Consider the following 16,882-nt stretch of genomic DNA (forward strand, 5'->3'; position numbering starts at 1 on the left):
AGGGCGAGGGTGACCGATGCGTCGAGCCGGTCGCCCCTCAGCGCCTGCTCAGCGCCGCCCCCGCCCGTGGTCCGGCACACACGCGGATCGCGCGACCGACCGAGAGAGCAGGTGCATCCGCATGCGTTCGTCGGCTCGAATCCCCAGCATCCTCGCCGGCCTGGCCCTCGCCGTCGGCGGCGTCGCCTTGGCCGCCCCGGCCGCCCACGCGGACATGAAGGCCTGCGAGCAATACGTCACGCAACACAACGCTCAGGTCACCGACGCGGTCCGGCAGGCGTGCTACCAGGGTCAGATCGGCAACCAGACCAGCTGCTCCGCCAGCCTCGACGCGGCCGGCATCTCCAAGGACGTCGCGGCCGGAGCCTGCCGGGCGGCTCCGCAGTAGTTCTCGTGCCATCCCTGGTCCGGGGCGAGGGCGTCCGCCGGCCGGGCGGCGCCCTCGCCCCGGCGAGCCGGTCATGCCGGTCCTGCCGGGAACTTGCGGTTCACCCAGTGGAACGTGAACTCGATCAGGGTCGCGGCGGCCGCGGCGACGGCCACCGCGATCCACGGCATGGTCACGCCCACCAGCTTGAGCTGGAAGAAGTCCTGGAGCCACGGCACGACCAGCACGATCAGGAAAGCGCCGCCCATCGCGCCGACCAGGCCGACCCGCCACCACGTGTACGGGCGGGCGATGATCGCCAGGACCCACATCGAGGTCAGGAACAGCGTGAGGGTCGCCGCGCTGGTCTCGGCCTTGAGGGCGTCCGGGCCGGTGTAGTAGTGGCGGGCGATCAGGTACGTCACGAAGGTGGCCGTCGCCGCGATCACGCCGCCCGGGATCGCGTACCGCATCACCCGTTTCACGAAGTGCGGCTTCGCGCGCTCCTTGTTCGGCGCGAGGGCCAGGAAGAAGGCCGGGATGCCGATGGTGAGGGTGGACAGCAGCGTCAGGTGGCGGGGCAGGAAGGGGTACTCGACCTGTGAGCAGACCACGAGGACGGCCAGCAGCACCGAGTAGACCGTCTTGGTGAGGAAGAGGGTCGCCACGCGGGTGATGTTGCCGATGACCCGGCGGCCCTCGGCGACCACCGAGGGGAGGGTCGCGAAGCTGTTGTTGAGAAGGACGATCTGGGCCACGGCCCGGGTGGCCTCCGAGCCGGAGCCCATCGAGACGCCGATGTCGGCGTCCTTGAGCGCGAGCACGTCGTTGACGCCGTCGCCGGTCATGGCGACCGTGTGGCCCTTGGACTGGAGGGCCCCGACCATGTCCCGCTTCTGCTGCGGGGTGACGCGCCCGAAGACGGAGTTGGCGTCGAGGACCTGCGCCATGCCGACCTGCTCCGTGGGGAGTTTGCGGGCGTCGACGGTGTTCTCGGCGCCCGGCAGGCCCAGCTTGCCGGCGACCGCGCCCACGGAGATGGCGTTGTCGCCGGAGATGACCTTCGCCTTGACGTCCTGGTCCTCGAAGTAGCGCAGCGTGTCGGCGGCGTCGGGCCGCAGCCGCTGCTCGAGGACGACGAGAGCGGTCGGCCTGACCCCGGTGGCCACGGCGGCGTCGTCCAGTTCGCGGGCGGAGCGGGCCAGCAGGAGGACCCGCAGGCCCTGCTCGTTGAGGTCGTTGATCTCGTCGAGGGCGGGGTCCCCGGAGGGGAGCAGGATGTCGGGGGCGCCCAGCAGCCAGGTGTTGTTCTCGCCGTCGCCCTCGCTGAAGCTGGCGCCGCTGTACTTGCGGGCGGAGGAGAAGGGGAGGGACTCGGTGCAGCGCCACTCCGCGCTGTCGGGGTAGGCGTCGATGATCGCCTGGAGGCTGGCGTTGGGGCGCGGGTCGGACTCGCCGAGGGCGCCGAGCACCTTCTTGACGTACGCCGGGTCCGCGCCGCCGAGCGGGCGGAGCTCGGTGACGTCCATGCCGCCCTCGGTGAGGGTGCCGGTCTTGTCGAGGCAGACCACGTCGACGCGTGCGAGGCCCTCGATGGCGGGCAGTTCCTGGACCAGGCACTGCTGGCGGCCGAGCCGGATGACGCCGATCGCGAAGGCCACGGAGGTGAGGAGGACGAGGCCCTCGGGGATCATCGGGACGATGCCGCCGACGGTCCGGGCGATGGCGTCGTTGAGGTTGTTCTCCTTGACGACGAGCTGGCTGATGATCAGGCCGATGGAGGTCGGGATCATCATCCAGGTGACGTACTTCAGGATGGTGGAGATGCCGGAGCGCAGCTCGGAGTGGACGAGGGTGAAGCGGGAGGCCTCTTCGGCCAGCTGGGCGGCGTAGGCCTCGCGGCCGACCTTGGTGGCGGTGAACGCGCCGCCGCCGGCCACGACGAAGGAGCCGGACATGACCAGGTCGCCGGGCTTCTTCAGGACGGGGTCGGCCTCGCCGGTGAGCAGGGACTCGTCGATCTCCAGGCCGTCGGCCTCGCCGACGGAGCCGTCGACGACGACCTTGTCGCCGGGGCCGAGTTCGATGACGTCGCCGAGGACGATCTCGGAGGTGGAGATCTCGCCGGTCCTGCCGTCGCGGCGCACGCTGGGTTTGGCCTCGCCGATGACGGCGAGCCCGTCGAGGGTCTTCTTGGCGCGCATTTCCTGGATGATGCCGATGCCCGTGTTCGCGATGATCACGAAGCCGAAGAGGCTGTCCTGGATCGGCGCGACGAACAGCATGATCACCCAGAGCACGCCGATGATCGCGTTGAACCGGGTGAAGACGTTGGCGCGGACGATGTCGACGGTGGAACGGCTGCTGCGGACGGGGACGTCGTTCACGTCCCCGCGCGCCACGCGTTCGGCGACCTCGGCGGTGGTCAGGCCGCCGGGCTTGAACCGGGGCGCGGGCGGCCGCATCGGGTGTACGGGGTCCAGCTCGGCCCCCGCGTCGATGGCACCGCCGGCCCGCTCCGGACCGTCCTGATCGATCTTCGCCCGCTGCGTCATGCTTTCGACGGTAAGGGCGGTTCGAACGCTTCACCCGCCGAGAAGTCGGAAGATCCGACTTCGGGATGACCCCAATCCTCCCTTGGTCCCCCCTTGCGCGCCCCGAAGGACACGCGGGGTCTAGGCCTGCGCGGAGGGGTCCGCCTCGGCGGACGACGCTTCCGCGGCGTGGCGCTTGAGGGCGGCGTCGCGGCCGCGGACGTACCAGATGCCGATCAGGCCGAGGAAGCCGCCGGCCGCGCAGGTCCAGACCCACCACAGCAGGTCGCGGTCGGCGAACCACCCGTAGAAGGGGAGCTGGACGACGAAGAGGACGAACCAGATGATCGTGCCGCCGGTGATGGTGGCGACGATCGGGCCCTCCAGGGGCTCGGGTGCCTCGTGCTTGGGGGTCCATTTCGCCATGCGTCCAGTCTAGGTGCGCGAATTCCTGGTCTACGCGCGGAGATGGACGCCTCTTCGTTCATGTGTTCATACTGAAACGGTTTGGGCGTGGCCCATTTTCTTCGTATGAACCACCCAATGAGGACCGTATGAGCACCCCGGCCCCCGCCCCCACGGCCACCGCCCCGGAACCCGCCCCCCGTGCGACCTCGGGCCTGGACCGCCACTTCCGGATCTCCGAGCGCGGCTCGACCATCGGCCGCGAGGTCCGCGGCGGCTTCGCGACCTTCTTCGCGATGGCCTACATCATCGTGCTGAACCCGATCATCCTGGGCAGCGCGAAGGACATGTACGGGCACCAGCTCGACGGCGGCCAGCTCGTCACCGCCACCGTCCTGACGGCCGCCTTCACCACGCTCCTCATGGGTGTCATCGGCAACGTCCCGATCGCGCTCGCCGCCGGCCTCGGCGTCAACACCGTCGTCGCCCTCCAGCTCGCGCCCCGCATGAGCTGGGCCGACGCCATGGGCATGGTGGTCCTGGCCGGCTTCGTGGTGATGCTGCTGGTCGCCACCGGCCTGCGCGAGCGCGTCATGAACGCCGTCCCGGTGGGCCTGCGCAAGGGCATCGCCATCGGCATCGGCCTGTTCATCATGCTGATCGGCCTGGTCGACTCGGGCTTCGTCACCCGCATCCCCGACGCCGCGCACACCACCGTCCCGCTCCAGCTCGGCACGGGCGGCCACCTGCACGGCTGGCCCGTACTGATCTTCGTCATCGGCGTGCTGCTCACCCTCGCCCTGCTGATCCGCAAGACGCCGGGCGCGATCCTGATCTCCATCGTGGTGATGACCGTCGTCGCGGTCGCCGTCCAGCTCGTCGCCGGGCTGCCGAGCGAGGCCTGGGGCCTCACCGTCCCCGAGTGGCCGGGCAACCCGGTGGCCGCCCCCGACTTCGGGCTCGTCGGCCAGGTCAGCCTGTTCGGCGGCTTCGAGAAGGTCGGGATGCTGACCGGCGTCCTGTTCGTCTTCACCGTGCTGCTGTCCTGCTTCTTCGACGCCATGGGCACGATCCTGGGCGTCGGCGACGAGGCGAAGCTGATCGACAAGGACGGAAACTTCCCCGGCATCAACCGGGTCCTGCTGATCGACGGCCTGGCGGTCGCCTCGGGCGGAGCCACCTCCTCCTCGGCCACCACCTGCTTCGTGGAGTCCACGGCCGGGGTCGGCGAGGGCGCCCGTACCGGCCTGGCGAACGTCGTGACCGGCGGCCTCTTCACCGTGGCGCTGTTCCTCACCCCGCTCGCCACCATGGTCCCGTCCCAGGCGGCCACCCCCGCCCTGGTGGCGGTCGGCTTCCTGATCCTGGCGGGCTCGGTCAAGGACATCGACTGGAGCGACTTCACCATCGCCGTCCCGGCCTTCCTGGCCATGGTGACGATGCCCTTCACCTACTCGATCACCAACGGCATCGGCATCGGCTTCGTGAGCTTCTGCGCGCTGCGCGCCGCGACCGGCCGGGGCCGCGAGGTCCCGGTGGCCATGTACGTGGTGTCGGCGGTGTTCGTCTTCTACTACGCGATGCCGGCCCTCGGCCTCACGTAAGCCCGTAGAACTTCTCCGTCTCGTCGACGGCCGACTTGAAGCGCTCGTCGAAGTCATCGCGAATGAGCGTCCGGACCACATAGTCCTGGACGCTCATTCCGCGTTTGGCGGCATGAGTCCGGAGCCTGTCGAGGAGCTCCCCGTCTATGCGCATGCTCAGCACATGTGTCCCCATGCCGAAAGAGTCGGGGCAGAGGGTATGGACGCGTGTCACTTTCCGCCGCCGACTCACCCTTATGAGTGACGGCCAATAATGGTGTTCCTTAGCTAGAGTAATGAGTTACTCTAAGGACATGCGTGACCTCTCCCATGGCGACGACGCAGCCGCCGTGAACGACCTCCGCTCCGCCGTCATGCGGCTGGGCCGGCGCCTGAAGCATCAGCGCGTCGACGAATCGCTGAGCCCGACCGAGATGTCGGTACTCGGCACCCTCGCCCGCTGCGGCCAGGCCACACCTGGCGAGCTGGCCCGGCGGGAACACGTCCAGCCGCCGTCGATGACACGCATCGTCGCGTTGCTGGAGGCCAAGGGGCTGGTCACGCTGGAACCGCACCCCGACGACCGCCGCCAGAAGGTGGTCCGCCAGACGGAGGAGGCCGAAGCGATGCTCGAAGAGAGCCGCCGCAAGCGCAACGCCTTCCTGGCCGGGCTCGCGGCCGAGCTGACCGAGGACGAATGGGCCAAGCTGCGCGAGGCCGCACCCGTCCTGGAGAAGCTCGCGCACCTGTAGGAACGACGCCAGGAGGCGAACGCTTTTGAGTACGGGAAACGGAGCAGACTCCGCACCCGGCCACATATCCACCCCCGACACAACCCCCGCGAGCAGGAACCCGGGGGCACCTCCCGGCGGTAGCCGGGGGACGTTCAGCTCGCTGAAGATCCGGAACTACCGGCTCTTCGCGACCGGTCAGGTCGTCTCGAACACCGGCACCTGGATGCAGCGGATCGCCCAGGACTGGCTGGTCCTCTCCCTGACCGGCTCGGCCTCCGCCGTCGGCATCACCATCGCCCTGCAGTTCCTGCCGATGCTGATGTTCGGCCTCTACGGAGGCGTACTCGCGGACCGGCTGCCCAAGCGGCCGCTGCTGCTGGCCACCCAGAGCGCGATGGGCCTCACAGGCGTCGCACTGGCCGTGCTCACCCTGGCGGGACACGTCCAGGTCTGGCACGTCTACCTCGCCGCGTTCCTGCTCGGCCTGGTCACCGTCGTCGACAACCCGGCCCGGCAGACCTTCGTCCCCGAGATGGTCGGCAAGGACCAGGTCGCCAACGCCGTCAGTCTGAATTCGGCCAACTTCCAGTCCGCGCGGCTGGTCGGCCCGGCGATCGCCGGCGTGCTGATCACCGCAGTCGGCTCCGGCTGGGCCTTCCTGCTGAACGGACTGTCCTTCGCCGCGCCCATCGCCGGCCTGCTGATGATGCGGACGCACGAACTGCACCCGGTCGAGCCCCGGCCCCGCGCCAAGGGGCAGCTCCGCGAAGGCCTGCGCTACGTCGCCGGCCGCCCGGAGCTGATCTGGCCGATCGTCCTCGTCGGCTTCATCGGCACCTTCGGGTTCAACTTCCCGATCTGGCTGTCGGCCTACGTGAGCAACGTGTTCCACGGGGACGCGGGCACCTACGGGCTCTTCAACACCCTGATCGCGGCAGGCTCCCTCGCGGGCGCCCTGCTCGCCGCCCGGCGCGGGCACTCCCGGCTGCGGCTGCTGGTGGCGTCGGCCGTGCTGTTCTCGCTGCTGCTGCTCGTGACCGCCTTCGCGCCCGGCTTCTGGCTGTTCGCCGCGCTGCTCGTGCCGCTCGGGGTCTTCGGCCTGACGGTCAACGTGGTGGCCAACTCCAGCGTGCAGATGGCTACCGACCCCGAGATGCGGGGGCGGGTCATGGCCCTGTTCATGATGGTCTTCACCGGCGGCACCCCGCTGGGTGCGCCGCTGCTGGGCTGGATCACGGACACGTACGGCGCCCGGATCGGCATGGCTGCCGGTGGGCTGGTCTCGCTGCTCGCCTCCGTGGCGATCGCGGTGGTCCTGGCCCGGGTGGGCAACCTGCGGCTGCGGGTCGACCGGCACGGCGTGGCCTTCGTCCCGGCCGTGCGCAGCCGCGAGCTGGTGGCGGCCGCCTGACCCCTGCGGGTCCGCTGCTGGGGCTCCGCCCCAGACCCCGCGCCTCAAACGCCGGCGGGGCTGGTTTTGGCTGATCCCGCCAACGCCAGCCATATCCAGCCCCGCCGGCGTTTGAGGCGCGGGGGTTCGGGGGCAGCGCCCCCGACAACGGCGCCCAGCCCGGGCAGCCCCGCTAGGCTCGCGGCATGAGACTGTTCGCCGCCGTACTGCCGCCTGCGGAAGCCGTCGCCGAGCTGGCCGCGGCCGTGCACGGAGTGCGCGACGACCGGTTGACCTGGACCGCGGAAGCCGGCTGGCACTTCACGCTCGCCTTCATGGGCGAGGTACGGGACGAGGTGCTCCCCGACCTGCACGCCCGGCTCGCGCGCGCCGCCGCGCGGACCGCACCGTTCGCGGTGCGGCTGCACGGCGTCGGCCACTTCGGCGAACGCGCGCTGTGGGTCGGCGCCGCCGGGGACCTCGAGACGATGCGGCTGCTCGCGGAGCGGGCCGACGCCGCCGCCCGGCGGGCCGGGGTGCCCATGGAGCAGCACCGCCGCTACACCCCGCACCTCACCCTGGCCCGGTCCCGCGAAGGCGCCCGCCTGCGGCCCTACCTCGACGCCCTCGCGGACTTCGAGGGCGCCCCCTGGCAGACCGACACCCTGTGTCTGGTGCGCAGCAACCTGCCGGTCAGCGGGGTCCCCGGCGAGCAGCCCCGTTACGAGACCGTCGGGGCCTGGCCGCTGCACGGCTAGACACGCCCTGGGCCTGGTGTTCGGTCCGGGTTCAGCCGTAGGACCCTCGCTCGGAATGCTCCTGTGGAGGACCCGGGGCAACGTCACTCGGGCCACCCCTCGAAGGAGTCCCCGTGCAGATGACCGAGACCGTCACCGCTTCCACCCGCGTGGCCACCCGGCGCCGGCTGCTGATGTGCCGCCCGAGGCACTACGACGTCACCTACTCGATCAACCCGTGGATGAACCCGGAGAAGAGCACCGACACCGGCCTGGCCGTCCTCCAGTGGGAGCGGCTGCGCGACCTCTACCTGGAGCTCGGCCACCTCGTGGAGGAGATCGACCCGATCGACGGGCTCCCCGACATGGTGTTCGCCGCGAACGGCGCCACCGTGGTGGACGGAAAGGTCTACGGCGCCCGCTTCCTGCACGCGCAGCGCACGGCCGAGGGGCCCGCGTACCTCAAGTGGTTCGAGAGCCGGGGCTACCGCGAGCTGCTGTGGCCGGAGTACATCAACGAGGGCGAGGGCGACATCCTCACCGTCGGCCGCCGCCTGCTGGCCGGCACCGGCTTCCGCACCGACCCGCGCTCGCACGCCGAGGCGCAGGAGTTCTTCGGTCTGCCGGTGACCGGCCTGACCCTCGTCGACCCGGAGTTCTACCACCTGGACACGGCGCTCGCCGTGCTCTCGGACGACGAGGTCATGTACTACCCGGCCGCCTTCTCCGAGGGGAGCCGGGCCGTGCTGCGGACCCTGTTCCCCGATGCGATCCTCGCCACGGCCGAGGACGCCGCCGTCTTCGGGCTCAACGCCTTCTCCGACGGCCGCCACGTGCTGCTGCCCGAGGCGGCCACCGGCCTGAAGGCCCAGCTCAGCGCGCGGGGCTTCGAGCCGATCGGGGTCGATCTCTCCGAGCTCCTCAAGGCGGGCGGCAGCGTGAAGTGCTGCACCCTGGAGCTGCGCGGGCTCTGAGTGCGCGTACGCGCGTGCGGGGCAGGGCGACGGCCGCGTTAGGCTCGACGGGTGGATCCCAAGACCAGAAACCGTGTCATGGCCGGTGTGCTCGTGCTGATGTTCGTCGTAGTGGCCGTCGCGGCCGCCGTGGGGCAGTAGCGCCCGCTGCCCCTGGGCGGGCGTCGGGCCCTTGCCTCGAGTGGACTCGAAGCAGTTGGCTTGGGGTCCATGAAGTACACGCAGCTCGGACGCACCGGACTCAAGGTCAGCCGACTCGTTCTCGGCACGATGAACTTCGGTCCGCAGACAGACGAACCCACCAGTCACAGCATCCTGGACGGCGCCCTCGCCGCAGGTCTGAACTTCGTCGACACCGCCAACGTCTACGGGTGGGGTGAGAACAAGGGCCGCACCGAGGAGATCATCGGCACCTGGTTCGCCCAGGGCGGCGGCCGCCGGGACAAGACCGTCCTGGCCACCAAGGTCTACGGGAACATGGCCGGCGAGGGCGACCCGTGGCCCAACCACGACCGGCTGTCGGCACTGAACATCCGACGGGCCGTCGAGGCCAGCCTGAAGCGGCTCCAGACCGACTACATCGACCTCTACCAGTTCCACCACATCGACCGCCGGACCCCCTTCGAGGAGATCTGGCAGGCCGTCGACGTACTGATCCAGCAGGGCAAGATCCTTTACGCGGGCTCGTCGAACTTCCCCGGCTACAAGATCGCCCAGGCGAACGAGACCGCCGCCCGGCGCGGCACGGTCGGGCTGGTCAGCGAGCAGTGCCTCTACAACCTCGCCGAGCGGCGCGCCGAGATGGAGGTCATCCCGGCCGCGCAGGAGTACGGGCTCGGGGTCATCCCGTGGTCCCCGCTGCACGGCGGCCTGCTGGGCGGGGTCATCAAGAAGGAGGTCGAGGGCGGGCGCCGCGCCTCCGGACGGTCGGCGGACTCGCTGGCCAACACCTCGGTACGGGCCCAGGTGCAGGCGTACGAGGACCTGCTCGACAAGCACGGCCTGGAACCCGGCGAGACCGCGCTGGCCTGGCTGCTGACCCGGCCCGGGGTCACGGGCCCGATCGTCGGCCCTCGCACGGCCGGGCAGTTGGAGAGCGCGCTGCGCGCGCTGGAGCTGGAACTGAGCGAGGAGGTGCTGGCCGCCCTGGACGAGATCTTCCCGGGACCCGGCGCGTCCCCGGAGGCCTTCGCCTGGTAGGTCCCGCTCACGCGCCCCGGTAGGGACCGCCGATGCCCCAGGCCTGGTGGAGGACCGCCGCGAACTCGCCCGCCAGGCGGTGTTCGCCCGAGGCGTTGGGGTGGGTCCCGTCGTAGGTGTCGCGGTGGATGTCGTACGCGTCCGGCCGCGCGCCCAGCAGGATCGGTGAGGCGGCGGTGGTCAGATCGGCCACCGCCTTCGCCAGGAGCTCGTTGAAGCGGGCCACCTCCGCCGCGAAGGGGGCGTCCTCGTCGGCGCGGATGTTCGGGATCACCGGCAGCAGCACCATCCGGATGCCGGGGCGGGCCTCCCGGGCGGCCGCGACGAAGCGGCGGACGTTGGCGGCGGTGTCCTCGGCGCCGGTGTAGAAGCCGAGGTCGATCAGGCCGAGGGAGACGAGCAGGACGTCGGCCCGGCTGGCCCGGGCGGCGGGGCCTATCAGGGGCGCCATGTGCTGCCAGCCCTCGCCCCAGCCGGCCAGGTGACGGCGGGCGTCCTGCGGGAAGTCCGGGTCGGCGTACGCGTGGCTGGCGGGCGCGTCGGCGGCGGTGTCGTACAGCTCGCTGCGCGGGCCGACGATCTCGTACGGCCCGCCGAGGGTGGAGCCCAGGTGCTGCCACATCCGGTAGCGCCAGGTGTAGTCGCCGGCGCGTCCGATGGTCATGGAGTCGCCGACGAACATGAAACGCATCCGGTCATCATCGCGGATCACCCGACAGGCGCCCCTGTGATGCCGGACACGCCGAGAGACAGGCCCAGCGGGCTGGCAGGCTGGGGGCATGCGCCTGTTGCCGTTGTCGTCCGCCTCCGCCGCCCTCGTGCTCGCCCTGCTGCCGTCGTCGGCCGCCCTCGCGGCCGAGGCTGCCGCGGGTCCCGGGGCGTCCTCCTTCACCATCGCCGATCCGCGGATCAAGGAGTCGAGCGGGCTGGCGGCGAGCCGGATCCACCCGGGCGTGTACTGGACGCACAACGACAGCGACGACGGCCCGTACGTCTACGCGGTGGACTCGGCGACCGGCAAGACGGTGGCCCGGGTCACGCTGACGGGCGTCGGGAAGCCGCGGGACGTCGAGGCGATCTCGCTCGGGCCGGACGGGCAGCTGTACGTCGGTGACATCGGGGACAACAAGAACGGCACCTGGGACCACGTGTGGATCTACCGGTTCCCGGAGCCGAAGCAGCTGGGCGATGTCACGGTCAAGGCCGCGCAGTTCACGGTGCGGTACGCGGACGGGCCGCGGAACGCGGAGGCGCTGATGGTGCATCCGGTGACGGGGCGGGTGTACATCGCGAGCAAGCACGAGAGCACGGGCGGGCTGTACGAGGGCCCGGAGCGGCTGTCCGAGGACGGGCCGAACGTGTTCCGGCGGGTCGCGGACGTGCCGTGGGTGACGGACGGGGCGTTCTCCCCCGACGGGAGCCGGCTGGCCCTGCGGGGGTACTTCACGGCCCGTACGTACCCGTGGAAGGACGGGCGGCCGGAGGGCGAGGGCGAGCGGGTGGACGCGCCGTGGCAGGGGCAGGCGGAGTCGGTGACGTACGCGGCGGACGGCTCGGCGCTGATGTTCGGCGCCGAGGGTGAGGGCAGCCGCGTCATCGCGGTCCCGCTGTCCGCCGCGGCCCCGTCGGCGTCCCCGCAGCCGGGGTCGCCGCCGGACGCGGCCCCCGCGCCGGAGCCGGGCGGCTACGGCAAGGGAGCCCTTGTCCTGGCGGGGGCCCTGGCCGTGGTCTTCGCGGCGAAGCGCCTGTTCCGCCGCCGGGACACGAAGTAACCTGCGGCGCCGCTGTCGGGGGCGCTGCCCCCGAACCCCCGCGCCTCAAACGCCGGCGGGGCTGGATTTTGGCTGAGCTGCGCTCGCAAGTACCGCCCGGCGCAAACCCAGCCCCGCCGGCGTTTGAGGCGCGGGGTCTGGGGCGGAGCCCCAGCAGCGGCGCCGCAGGTGGTTACTCCTCGCGGATCGGGATGCGCCCGTTCACCTTGGGCTCAGCGCCGGCGCCAGGGGCGGTCTGGGCCATCGACGCCAGCAGCTGGCGGGCCACGCCCAGGCCCGTGCCGCCCATCGTCAGCGCCTTCGCGAACATCTCCGACATGCCCTCCGCCCCGTTCAGCAGGACCATGTGCTCCACGCTCCCGAAGGCACCCGCGCCCGCCTCCACGATCGCCGGCCAGTTCTCGGCCAGCTGCTGCGCGACCACCGCCTCCTGATTCTCCGCCAGGGCCGCCGCCCGCGCCTTGAGGGCTTCCGCCTCGGCGAGACCCCTGGCCTTCGCCGCCTCGGCCTCCGCCAGGCCCCGCGCCTGCGTGGCCGACGCCTCCGCCTCACCCGTGGCCCGCGTCGCCGCCGCCTCCGCGGCCGCCGCCAGCTCCGTCTCCTTCGCCTTGGCCTGCGCCGCCGAGATCCGCGCGTCGCGGTCCGCCTCCGCGCGCGTGCGCGTCTCGTACGCCGCGGCGTCCGCGGGCTTGCGTACGTCCGCCTGCAGCTGCTGCTCGCGCCGGTGTGCCTCCAGCTCCGCGACCCGGGTCTCCTGGACCACGACCTCCTGCCGCGCCGCCGCCTCCGACAGCGGGCCCGCCTGCCGGGCCGTCGCCGCCGCCTTGTCCCGCTCCGCCTGGTAACCGGCCTGGAGGATCTCGCTGTCCCGGGTGGCCTCCGCCATCCGTGCGGAGGCGGCCTGTTCGGCCTCCGTCGCCAGCCGGTTCGCCTCGGCCTGCGCGATCCGCGCGTCCCGCTGGACGGCGGCCGCGTGCGGCATGGCCAGGTTCTTGATGTAGCCCGTCGGGTCCTCGATCTCGTGGATCTGGAGGGAGTCGACGATCAGGCCCAGCTTCTCCATCTCCGTACCGCAGGCCATCCGGGTCTGCCCGGTCAGCTTCTCGCGGTCCCGGATCATGTCCTCGACCGTCAGGCCGCCCACGATCGACCGCAGATGGCCCGCGAAGACGATGTGCACCCGCTCGGGCATCATCTTCTGCTGGTCCAGGAAGCGGCGCGCCGCGTTGGCGATGGAGATGAGGTCGTCGCCGACCTTGAAGATGACCACGCCCTTGACCCGCAGCGGGATGCCCTGGTGGGTGACGCAATCCACCGACAGCTGGGTCTCGTTGAGGTCCAGGGACAGTTTCCGCACCGCCTGCACGCCCGGCAGTACGAGCGTTCCGCGCCCGGTGACGATCCGGAACCCCATGCCCTCGCCGACACCCTCGGTCCTGTGCGTGGAACCGGATATGACGAGTGCCTCATTGGGTTCGGCCACCCGCCACATGAGCTTGAACAGGCCGACCGCGGCCCCCAGTGCGGCGAGAACGATTCCCGCCACGACGCCGATAGCCATCGGCAACGCCCCCTTATCGCGGTGCCGTTCGACACCGACGAGGGCGAGTCTGCGCCTGCGCGGGCCGCCCGAGAAGTGGCGCGATCATTCTTGTCGCCATCTTGATACTCAGGAGCCGTAGGCCGCCATGACGTACACCGTGCGCGGCGGCTGGTGCTCGACCACCGTGACCACCGTCCCCACGGCCAGCCGGCCCGTCCCGTGCACCGGATGCGCGAGGAAGTGCTCGGCCCCGCCCCGGATCCGTACGATGACCTCGCCCACCAGGCCGGGCCCGACCGTCCCGGTCACCCGGCCGGTCATTCCCACCATGTCCACGTCGTCCCCCATGGGCCGAGCGTACGCGGCCACGCCCCGCCCGGGACCGGCCCCGGATCACCCGTCCGGGCGCGGCGACGCAGGGCTACGAGTGGCCGAGGTCCGCGGCCGGGAGGTCCGCGGTCGGGACCGAGCCGGTGTCGGGGGACGGCCGGAGGGGGAACTCGTCCGAGGCCATCGAGTCGAGCACCGGCGGAGCGGGCCGCAGCGGGGCCGGCATGACCGCGGCCTCCGAGTGCCCGCCGCACCCGTACGAGAGGGAGACCAGCCGGCCGTCGGCCGGGCTGAACTCGTTCGCGCAGACACCGAACGCCTGGCCCAGCGAGCCCCCGATCGCGACCAGGAAGCCGCAGGAGACGCAGGACGCCGGCGCTGCCTGCGCCATCGGGGTCTTCGCGCCGAACGACTCGTCCCAGCGGTCGGCCGCGCCGTGCAGCCCGTAGCGGGAGAGGACGCGGGCCCGGCGCATGCCGAGTTCCTCGGCGACGGACGTGATGGAGCCGCGCACCGGTACCACCGCGCGGTCGGTGACGTCGGCGTCCTCCGCCTCCACCAGTTCGGCCATTTCGGTGGAGACCACCGAGTTCGGCGGCGGGGTGTCCTCGCCCGACCAGCCCGGCTCCAGCCGCAGGTCCTCGGCGTCGGTGGGCAGCAGGTCGCCCGGGCCCATGTCGCCGGGGCGCAGCCGCTCGCTCCACGGCACCCACTCGGGGGCGAGCAGCGCGTCGTCGCCGGGGAGCAGCACCGTTTCGTCGAGGGTGACGTTCTTCGCGCGGGAGGCGCGGGTCACGGTGACGGCCCAGCGCCAGCCGCGGTAGCCCGGCTCCTTGGACTCGAAGAAGTGGGTGACGACCCGGTCGCCCTCCGCCACGGCGGAAACGTGCTCGCCCACCACACCGGGGAAAGCGGCCTCCTCGGCCGCCGCACGGGCGAGCTCTACCGCCTCGACGCACAGGCGGTCGGGGGTACGCGGGGTACGGCTTCGCGTCGTCGCAGCACTCACTGGTCTCGTTCTCTCCTACGCCGTCTCACGAGTGCGCCGTCCGTACTGTCGTCCACAACGACCCGTCGGTCCTGTCCGTACGTGGAGCGGGCGGAGCGGACCAGAGGGCCGCGTCGACGTCCGCACCCGATCGGACTCCGGGCGCACCTTTATGCGATCCATTCTGCGGGATCGCGAAGAGGCGCGCGGCCAAGAGCAACCGCCGGTGGCGCGCTACGCACGCTACCTCCTCCGAAGCCTTGGGCCCACATGCAAGGTCCGATTCGCGGACAAGGCCGCGCGCGGAGAGCGCACGGAGAGCGTGCGCAGAGCGCCCGCGACGCGCCGGGAGGGGTCCGGGAGGGACCTGTGGGGCACTATGGCCAGGTGGCACCCGTACGGTCGTCCCGCGACGGCTCGGGACCGGCCAGGCGGGCCGGCCGGGCCCTGGGGCGTGCCCTGCACCTGCCCTTCACCGGTACGGCCCGCGGCATCCGGCGGGCCACCCACGCGCAGGGGGCCGGTGAATCGGGTCTCGGCAAGCTGATCGAGCTGCACGCCATCAACGGCGCCGGCGACATGATGATCACCGTGGCGCTGGCCTCGACGGTCTTCTTCTCGGTCCCCACGGACGAGGCACGCGGCCGGGTGGCCCTGTACCTGGCCATCACGATGGCCCCCTTCGCCCTGCTGGCCCCGGTGATCGGCCCGCTGCTGGACCGGCTGCCGCACGGCCGCCGGGCGTCGATGGCGGCCGCGATGCTGGCCCGGGCGCTGCTGGCGCTGATGATGTCGGCCGCGGTGGCCACGGGCGGGCTGGAGCTGTATCCGGCGGCGCTCGGTGTCCTGGTCGCGTCCAAGGCGTACGGCGTGGTCCGCAGCGCCGTGGTGCCACGGCTGCTGCCGCCGACGTTCTCACTCGTCAAGGCGAACTCGAGGGTCACGCTCGCCGGGCTGCTGGCCACGGGCGCGGCCGCGCCGGTGGGCGCCGGGCTGCACCAGATCGGGCCGGAGTGGCCGCTGTACGGGGCCTGTGTGATCTTCGCGTTCGGCACCTTCGCGGCGTTCACGCTGCCGCACAAGGTGGACGAGGCCAAGGGCGAGCGCCGGGCGCGGCTGTCCACACACGAGGCGCACTCGAAGCGGCCGGGGCTGCGGACGGTCAGCCGCTCGGTCCTGTGCGGCCTGCTGGCGAACGCCGCGATGCGCGCACTGTCCGGGTTCCTGATCTTCTTCCTGGCGTTCCTGCTGCGCGAACACCCGATGGCGGGGCAGAGCGCGGCGGTGTCGCTGGGCATCGTGGGCGTCTCGGCGGGCGTGGGCAACGCCTGCGGCACGGCGGCCGGCGCGTGGCTGCGGGCGCGGGCCCCGGAGGCCATCATCGCGGCGGTGCTGTCCCTGACGCTCGCGGTCGCGGTACTGGCGGCGGCCTTCTTCAGCGGGCTGTTCATGGCCGTGCTGGGCGCGACGGCGGGCTTCTCCCAGGCGCTGGCGAAGCTCTCGCTGGACGCGATGATCCAGCGGGACGTCCCGGAGGCGGTCCGCACCTCCGCCTTCGCCCGTTCGGAGACGCTGCTCCAGATGGCGTGGGTACTGGGCGGCGCGATCGGCATCGCCCTGCCGCTGAACGGCGTACTGGGCATGTCCGTCGCGGCGGCCATCGTCGCCATGGGCACGACGATGGCCATCCGCGGCCTCCTCGCCGCCCCCCGCCACCAGCACCAGGGCACGTCCCGCCCCCGGGTGGCCTAGCCGAGGCCGCTCGCGCGGCTGCGCCGCACCCGACACCCCCCGTGCAGCGGCGCAGCCCAGGGGCCCGATAGCCTTCGGCTCATGACCGCACCGCTTTTCTCGGGTAGGGCCCGCCGCAGCGTCGCGGCCCTCGGAGCCGTGTCCGCCGGCCTCCTCCTCCTCTCCGCCTGCGACAAGCCGACGCCGCTGGCGACCGTGACGGTCGGCACCTCGTCGGTGTCCGCCGAAGCCGCCTGCCACGAAGGCACCGAGCCGCTGTCCATGGACAAGGTCCAGGACTGCCTCACCAACCTGAAGGACGCCAAGACCGTCGAGTACGCCCGCGGCGACACCCTGCGCCTGGGCGTCGAGCCGGACGTAGTCGAGGACGGCAAGAAGTGGCAGGCGGTCCTGGACGGGCAGCCCATCACCGAGCCGTCCTCGAACACCTACCGCAGCTTCCCGGGCGCCGACGTCTTCGCGACCGGCGGCCAGGGCGAGGCCCCGGCCTCCAAGAAGCTCGCCTTCGTCCAGGTCGCCGAGGACGGCAAGCCGCTCTCCGTCTGGACCTTCAACCTCAAGCTCAAGTAACCG

The 16,882-nt window shown here is 71.7% G+C and carries 17 protein-coding genes; 10 read left to right on the top strand and 7 right to left on the bottom strand.

All coding sequences use genetic code 11. From position 1 onward, the window contains the following. The first annotated feature begins 121 nt into the window (after positions 1-121). Positions 122-388, top strand: a complete 267-nt coding sequence (locus JIW86_RS18945; protein WP_257555001.1) for a hypothetical protein — start codon at positions 122-124, stop codon at positions 386-388. Positions 389-459: 71 nt separating this feature from the next. Here JIW86_RS18945 and JIW86_RS18950 read toward each other — a convergent pair whose 3' ends face one another. Together JIW86_RS18950 and JIW86_RS18955 are read right to left on the bottom strand one after the other, a co-directional pair. Further along, entirely contained in the window at positions 460-2,922 is a 2,463-nt protein-coding gene (locus tag JIW86_RS18950) for a cation-translocating P-type ATPase (protein WP_257555002.1), read from the bottom strand. A gap of 120 nt (positions 2,923-3,042) precedes the next feature. Continuing rightward, positions 3,043-3,327, bottom strand: a complete 285-nt coding sequence (locus tag JIW86_RS18955; protein WP_257555003.1) for a DUF2530 domain-containing protein — start codon at positions 3,325-3,327, stop codon at positions 3,043-3,045. 128 nt (positions 3,328-3,455) lie between these two features. Here JIW86_RS18955 and JIW86_RS18960 point away from each other — a divergent pair, with 128 nt between their 5' ends. Beyond that, positions 3,456-4,910 carry an NCS2 family permease gene (locus JIW86_RS18960; RefSeq protein ID WP_257555004.1) on the top strand — a complete coding sequence of 485 codons (1,455 nt, stop codon included), beginning with the start codon at positions 3,456-3,458 and terminating at the stop codon, positions 4,908-4,910. On the opposite strand, the gene JIW86_RS18965 is transcribed toward JIW86_RS18960, so the two are convergent. Continuing rightward, positions 4,903-5,085, bottom strand: a complete 183-nt coding sequence (locus JIW86_RS18965) for a BrnA antitoxin family protein (RefSeq protein WP_215139547.1) — start codon at positions 5,083-5,085, stop codon at positions 4,903-4,905. The two genes, JIW86_RS18960 and JIW86_RS18965, sit on opposite strands and share 8 nt — an antisense overlap. A gap of 118 nt (positions 5,086-5,203) precedes the next feature. On the opposite strand from JIW86_RS18965, the gene JIW86_RS18970 reads away from it, so the two are divergent. From JIW86_RS18970 to JIW86_RS18990, 5 genes are all read left to right on the top strand, one after another. Next, entirely contained in the window at positions 5,204-5,641 is a 438-nt protein-coding gene (locus JIW86_RS18970) for a MarR family winged helix-turn-helix transcriptional regulator (protein WP_257555006.1), read from the top strand. A gap of 25 nt (positions 5,642-5,666) precedes the next feature. Continuing rightward, the gene (locus tag JIW86_RS18975; RefSeq protein ID WP_257555007.1) at positions 5,667-7,034 is read left to right on the top strand and encodes an MFS transporter; all 1,368 of its coding nucleotides are present in this window, start codon (positions 5,667-5,669) and stop codon (positions 7,032-7,034) included. Between the two features lie 185 nt (positions 7,035-7,219). After that, positions 7,220-7,771, top strand: coding sequence for an RNA 2',3'-cyclic phosphodiesterase (gene thpR / locus JIW86_RS18980; protein WP_257555008.1), 552 nt, complete (start codon positions 7,220-7,222; stop codon positions 7,769-7,771). A gap of 119 nt (positions 7,772-7,890) precedes the next feature. Beyond that, entirely contained in the window at positions 7,891-8,724 is an 834-nt protein-coding gene (gene ddaH, locus JIW86_RS18985) for a dimethylargininase (RefSeq protein WP_257555009.1), read from the top strand. Between the two features lie 210 nt (positions 8,725-8,934). Next, positions 8,935-9,924, top strand: coding sequence for an aldo/keto reductase (locus JIW86_RS18990; protein ID WP_257555010.1), 990 nt, complete (start codon positions 8,935-8,937; stop codon positions 9,922-9,924). 7 nt (positions 9,925-9,931) lie between these two features. On the opposite strand, the gene JIW86_RS18995 is transcribed toward JIW86_RS18990, so the two are convergent. Beyond that, positions 9,932-10,615, bottom strand: coding sequence for a GDSL-type esterase/lipase family protein (locus JIW86_RS18995; RefSeq protein ID WP_257555011.1), 684 nt, complete (start codon positions 10,613-10,615; stop codon positions 9,932-9,934). Positions 10,616-10,703: 88 nt separating this feature from the next. Here JIW86_RS18995 and JIW86_RS19000 point away from each other — a divergent pair, with 88 nt between their 5' ends. After that, the gene (locus JIW86_RS19000) at positions 10,704-11,696 is read left to right on the top strand and encodes a WD40 repeat domain-containing protein (RefSeq protein WP_257555012.1); all 993 of its coding nucleotides are present in this window, start codon (positions 10,704-10,706) and stop codon (positions 11,694-11,696) included. A gap of 172 nt (positions 11,697-11,868) precedes the next feature. Here JIW86_RS19000 and JIW86_RS19005 read toward each other — a convergent pair whose 3' ends face one another. The 3 genes from JIW86_RS19005 to JIW86_RS19015 form a co-directional block, all read right to left on the bottom strand. Further along, positions 11,869-13,257, bottom strand: coding sequence for a flotillin family protein (locus JIW86_RS19005; RefSeq protein WP_257555014.1), 1,389 nt, complete (start codon positions 13,255-13,257; stop codon positions 11,869-11,871). 108 nt (positions 13,258-13,365) lie between these two features. Beyond that, complete coding sequence (locus JIW86_RS19010) at positions 13,366-13,587, bottom strand: hypothetical protein (RefSeq protein WP_215139556.1); 222 nt, start codon at positions 13,585-13,587, stop codon at positions 13,366-13,368. Between the two features lie 73 nt (positions 13,588-13,660). Further along, entirely contained in the window at positions 13,661-14,578 is a 918-nt protein-coding gene (locus JIW86_RS19015) for a DUF3027 domain-containing protein (RefSeq protein ID WP_257555016.1), read from the bottom strand. Positions 14,579-14,926: 348 nt separating this feature from the next. Here JIW86_RS19015 and JIW86_RS19020 point away from each other — a divergent pair, with 348 nt between their 5' ends. Together JIW86_RS19020 and JIW86_RS19025 are read left to right on the top strand one after the other, a co-directional pair. Then, a complete protein-coding gene (locus JIW86_RS19020; protein ID WP_215139558.1) occupies positions 14,927-16,309 on the top strand; it encodes an MFS transporter in 1,383 nt (460 codons plus the stop codon). Positions 16,310-16,390: 81 nt separating this feature from the next. After that, positions 16,391-16,879 carry a DUF2771 domain-containing protein gene (locus JIW86_RS19025; protein ID WP_215139559.1) on the top strand — a complete coding sequence of 163 codons (489 nt, stop codon included), beginning with the start codon at positions 16,391-16,393 and terminating at the stop codon, positions 16,877-16,879. The last annotated feature ends 3 nt before the right edge of the window (positions 16,880-16,882 follow it).

Origin of the sequence: Streptomyces sp. NBC_00162, assembly GCF_024611995.1 — a bacterium.
Classification (GTDB): domain Bacteria; phylum Actinomycetota; class Actinomycetes; order Streptomycetales; family Streptomycetaceae; genus Streptomyces.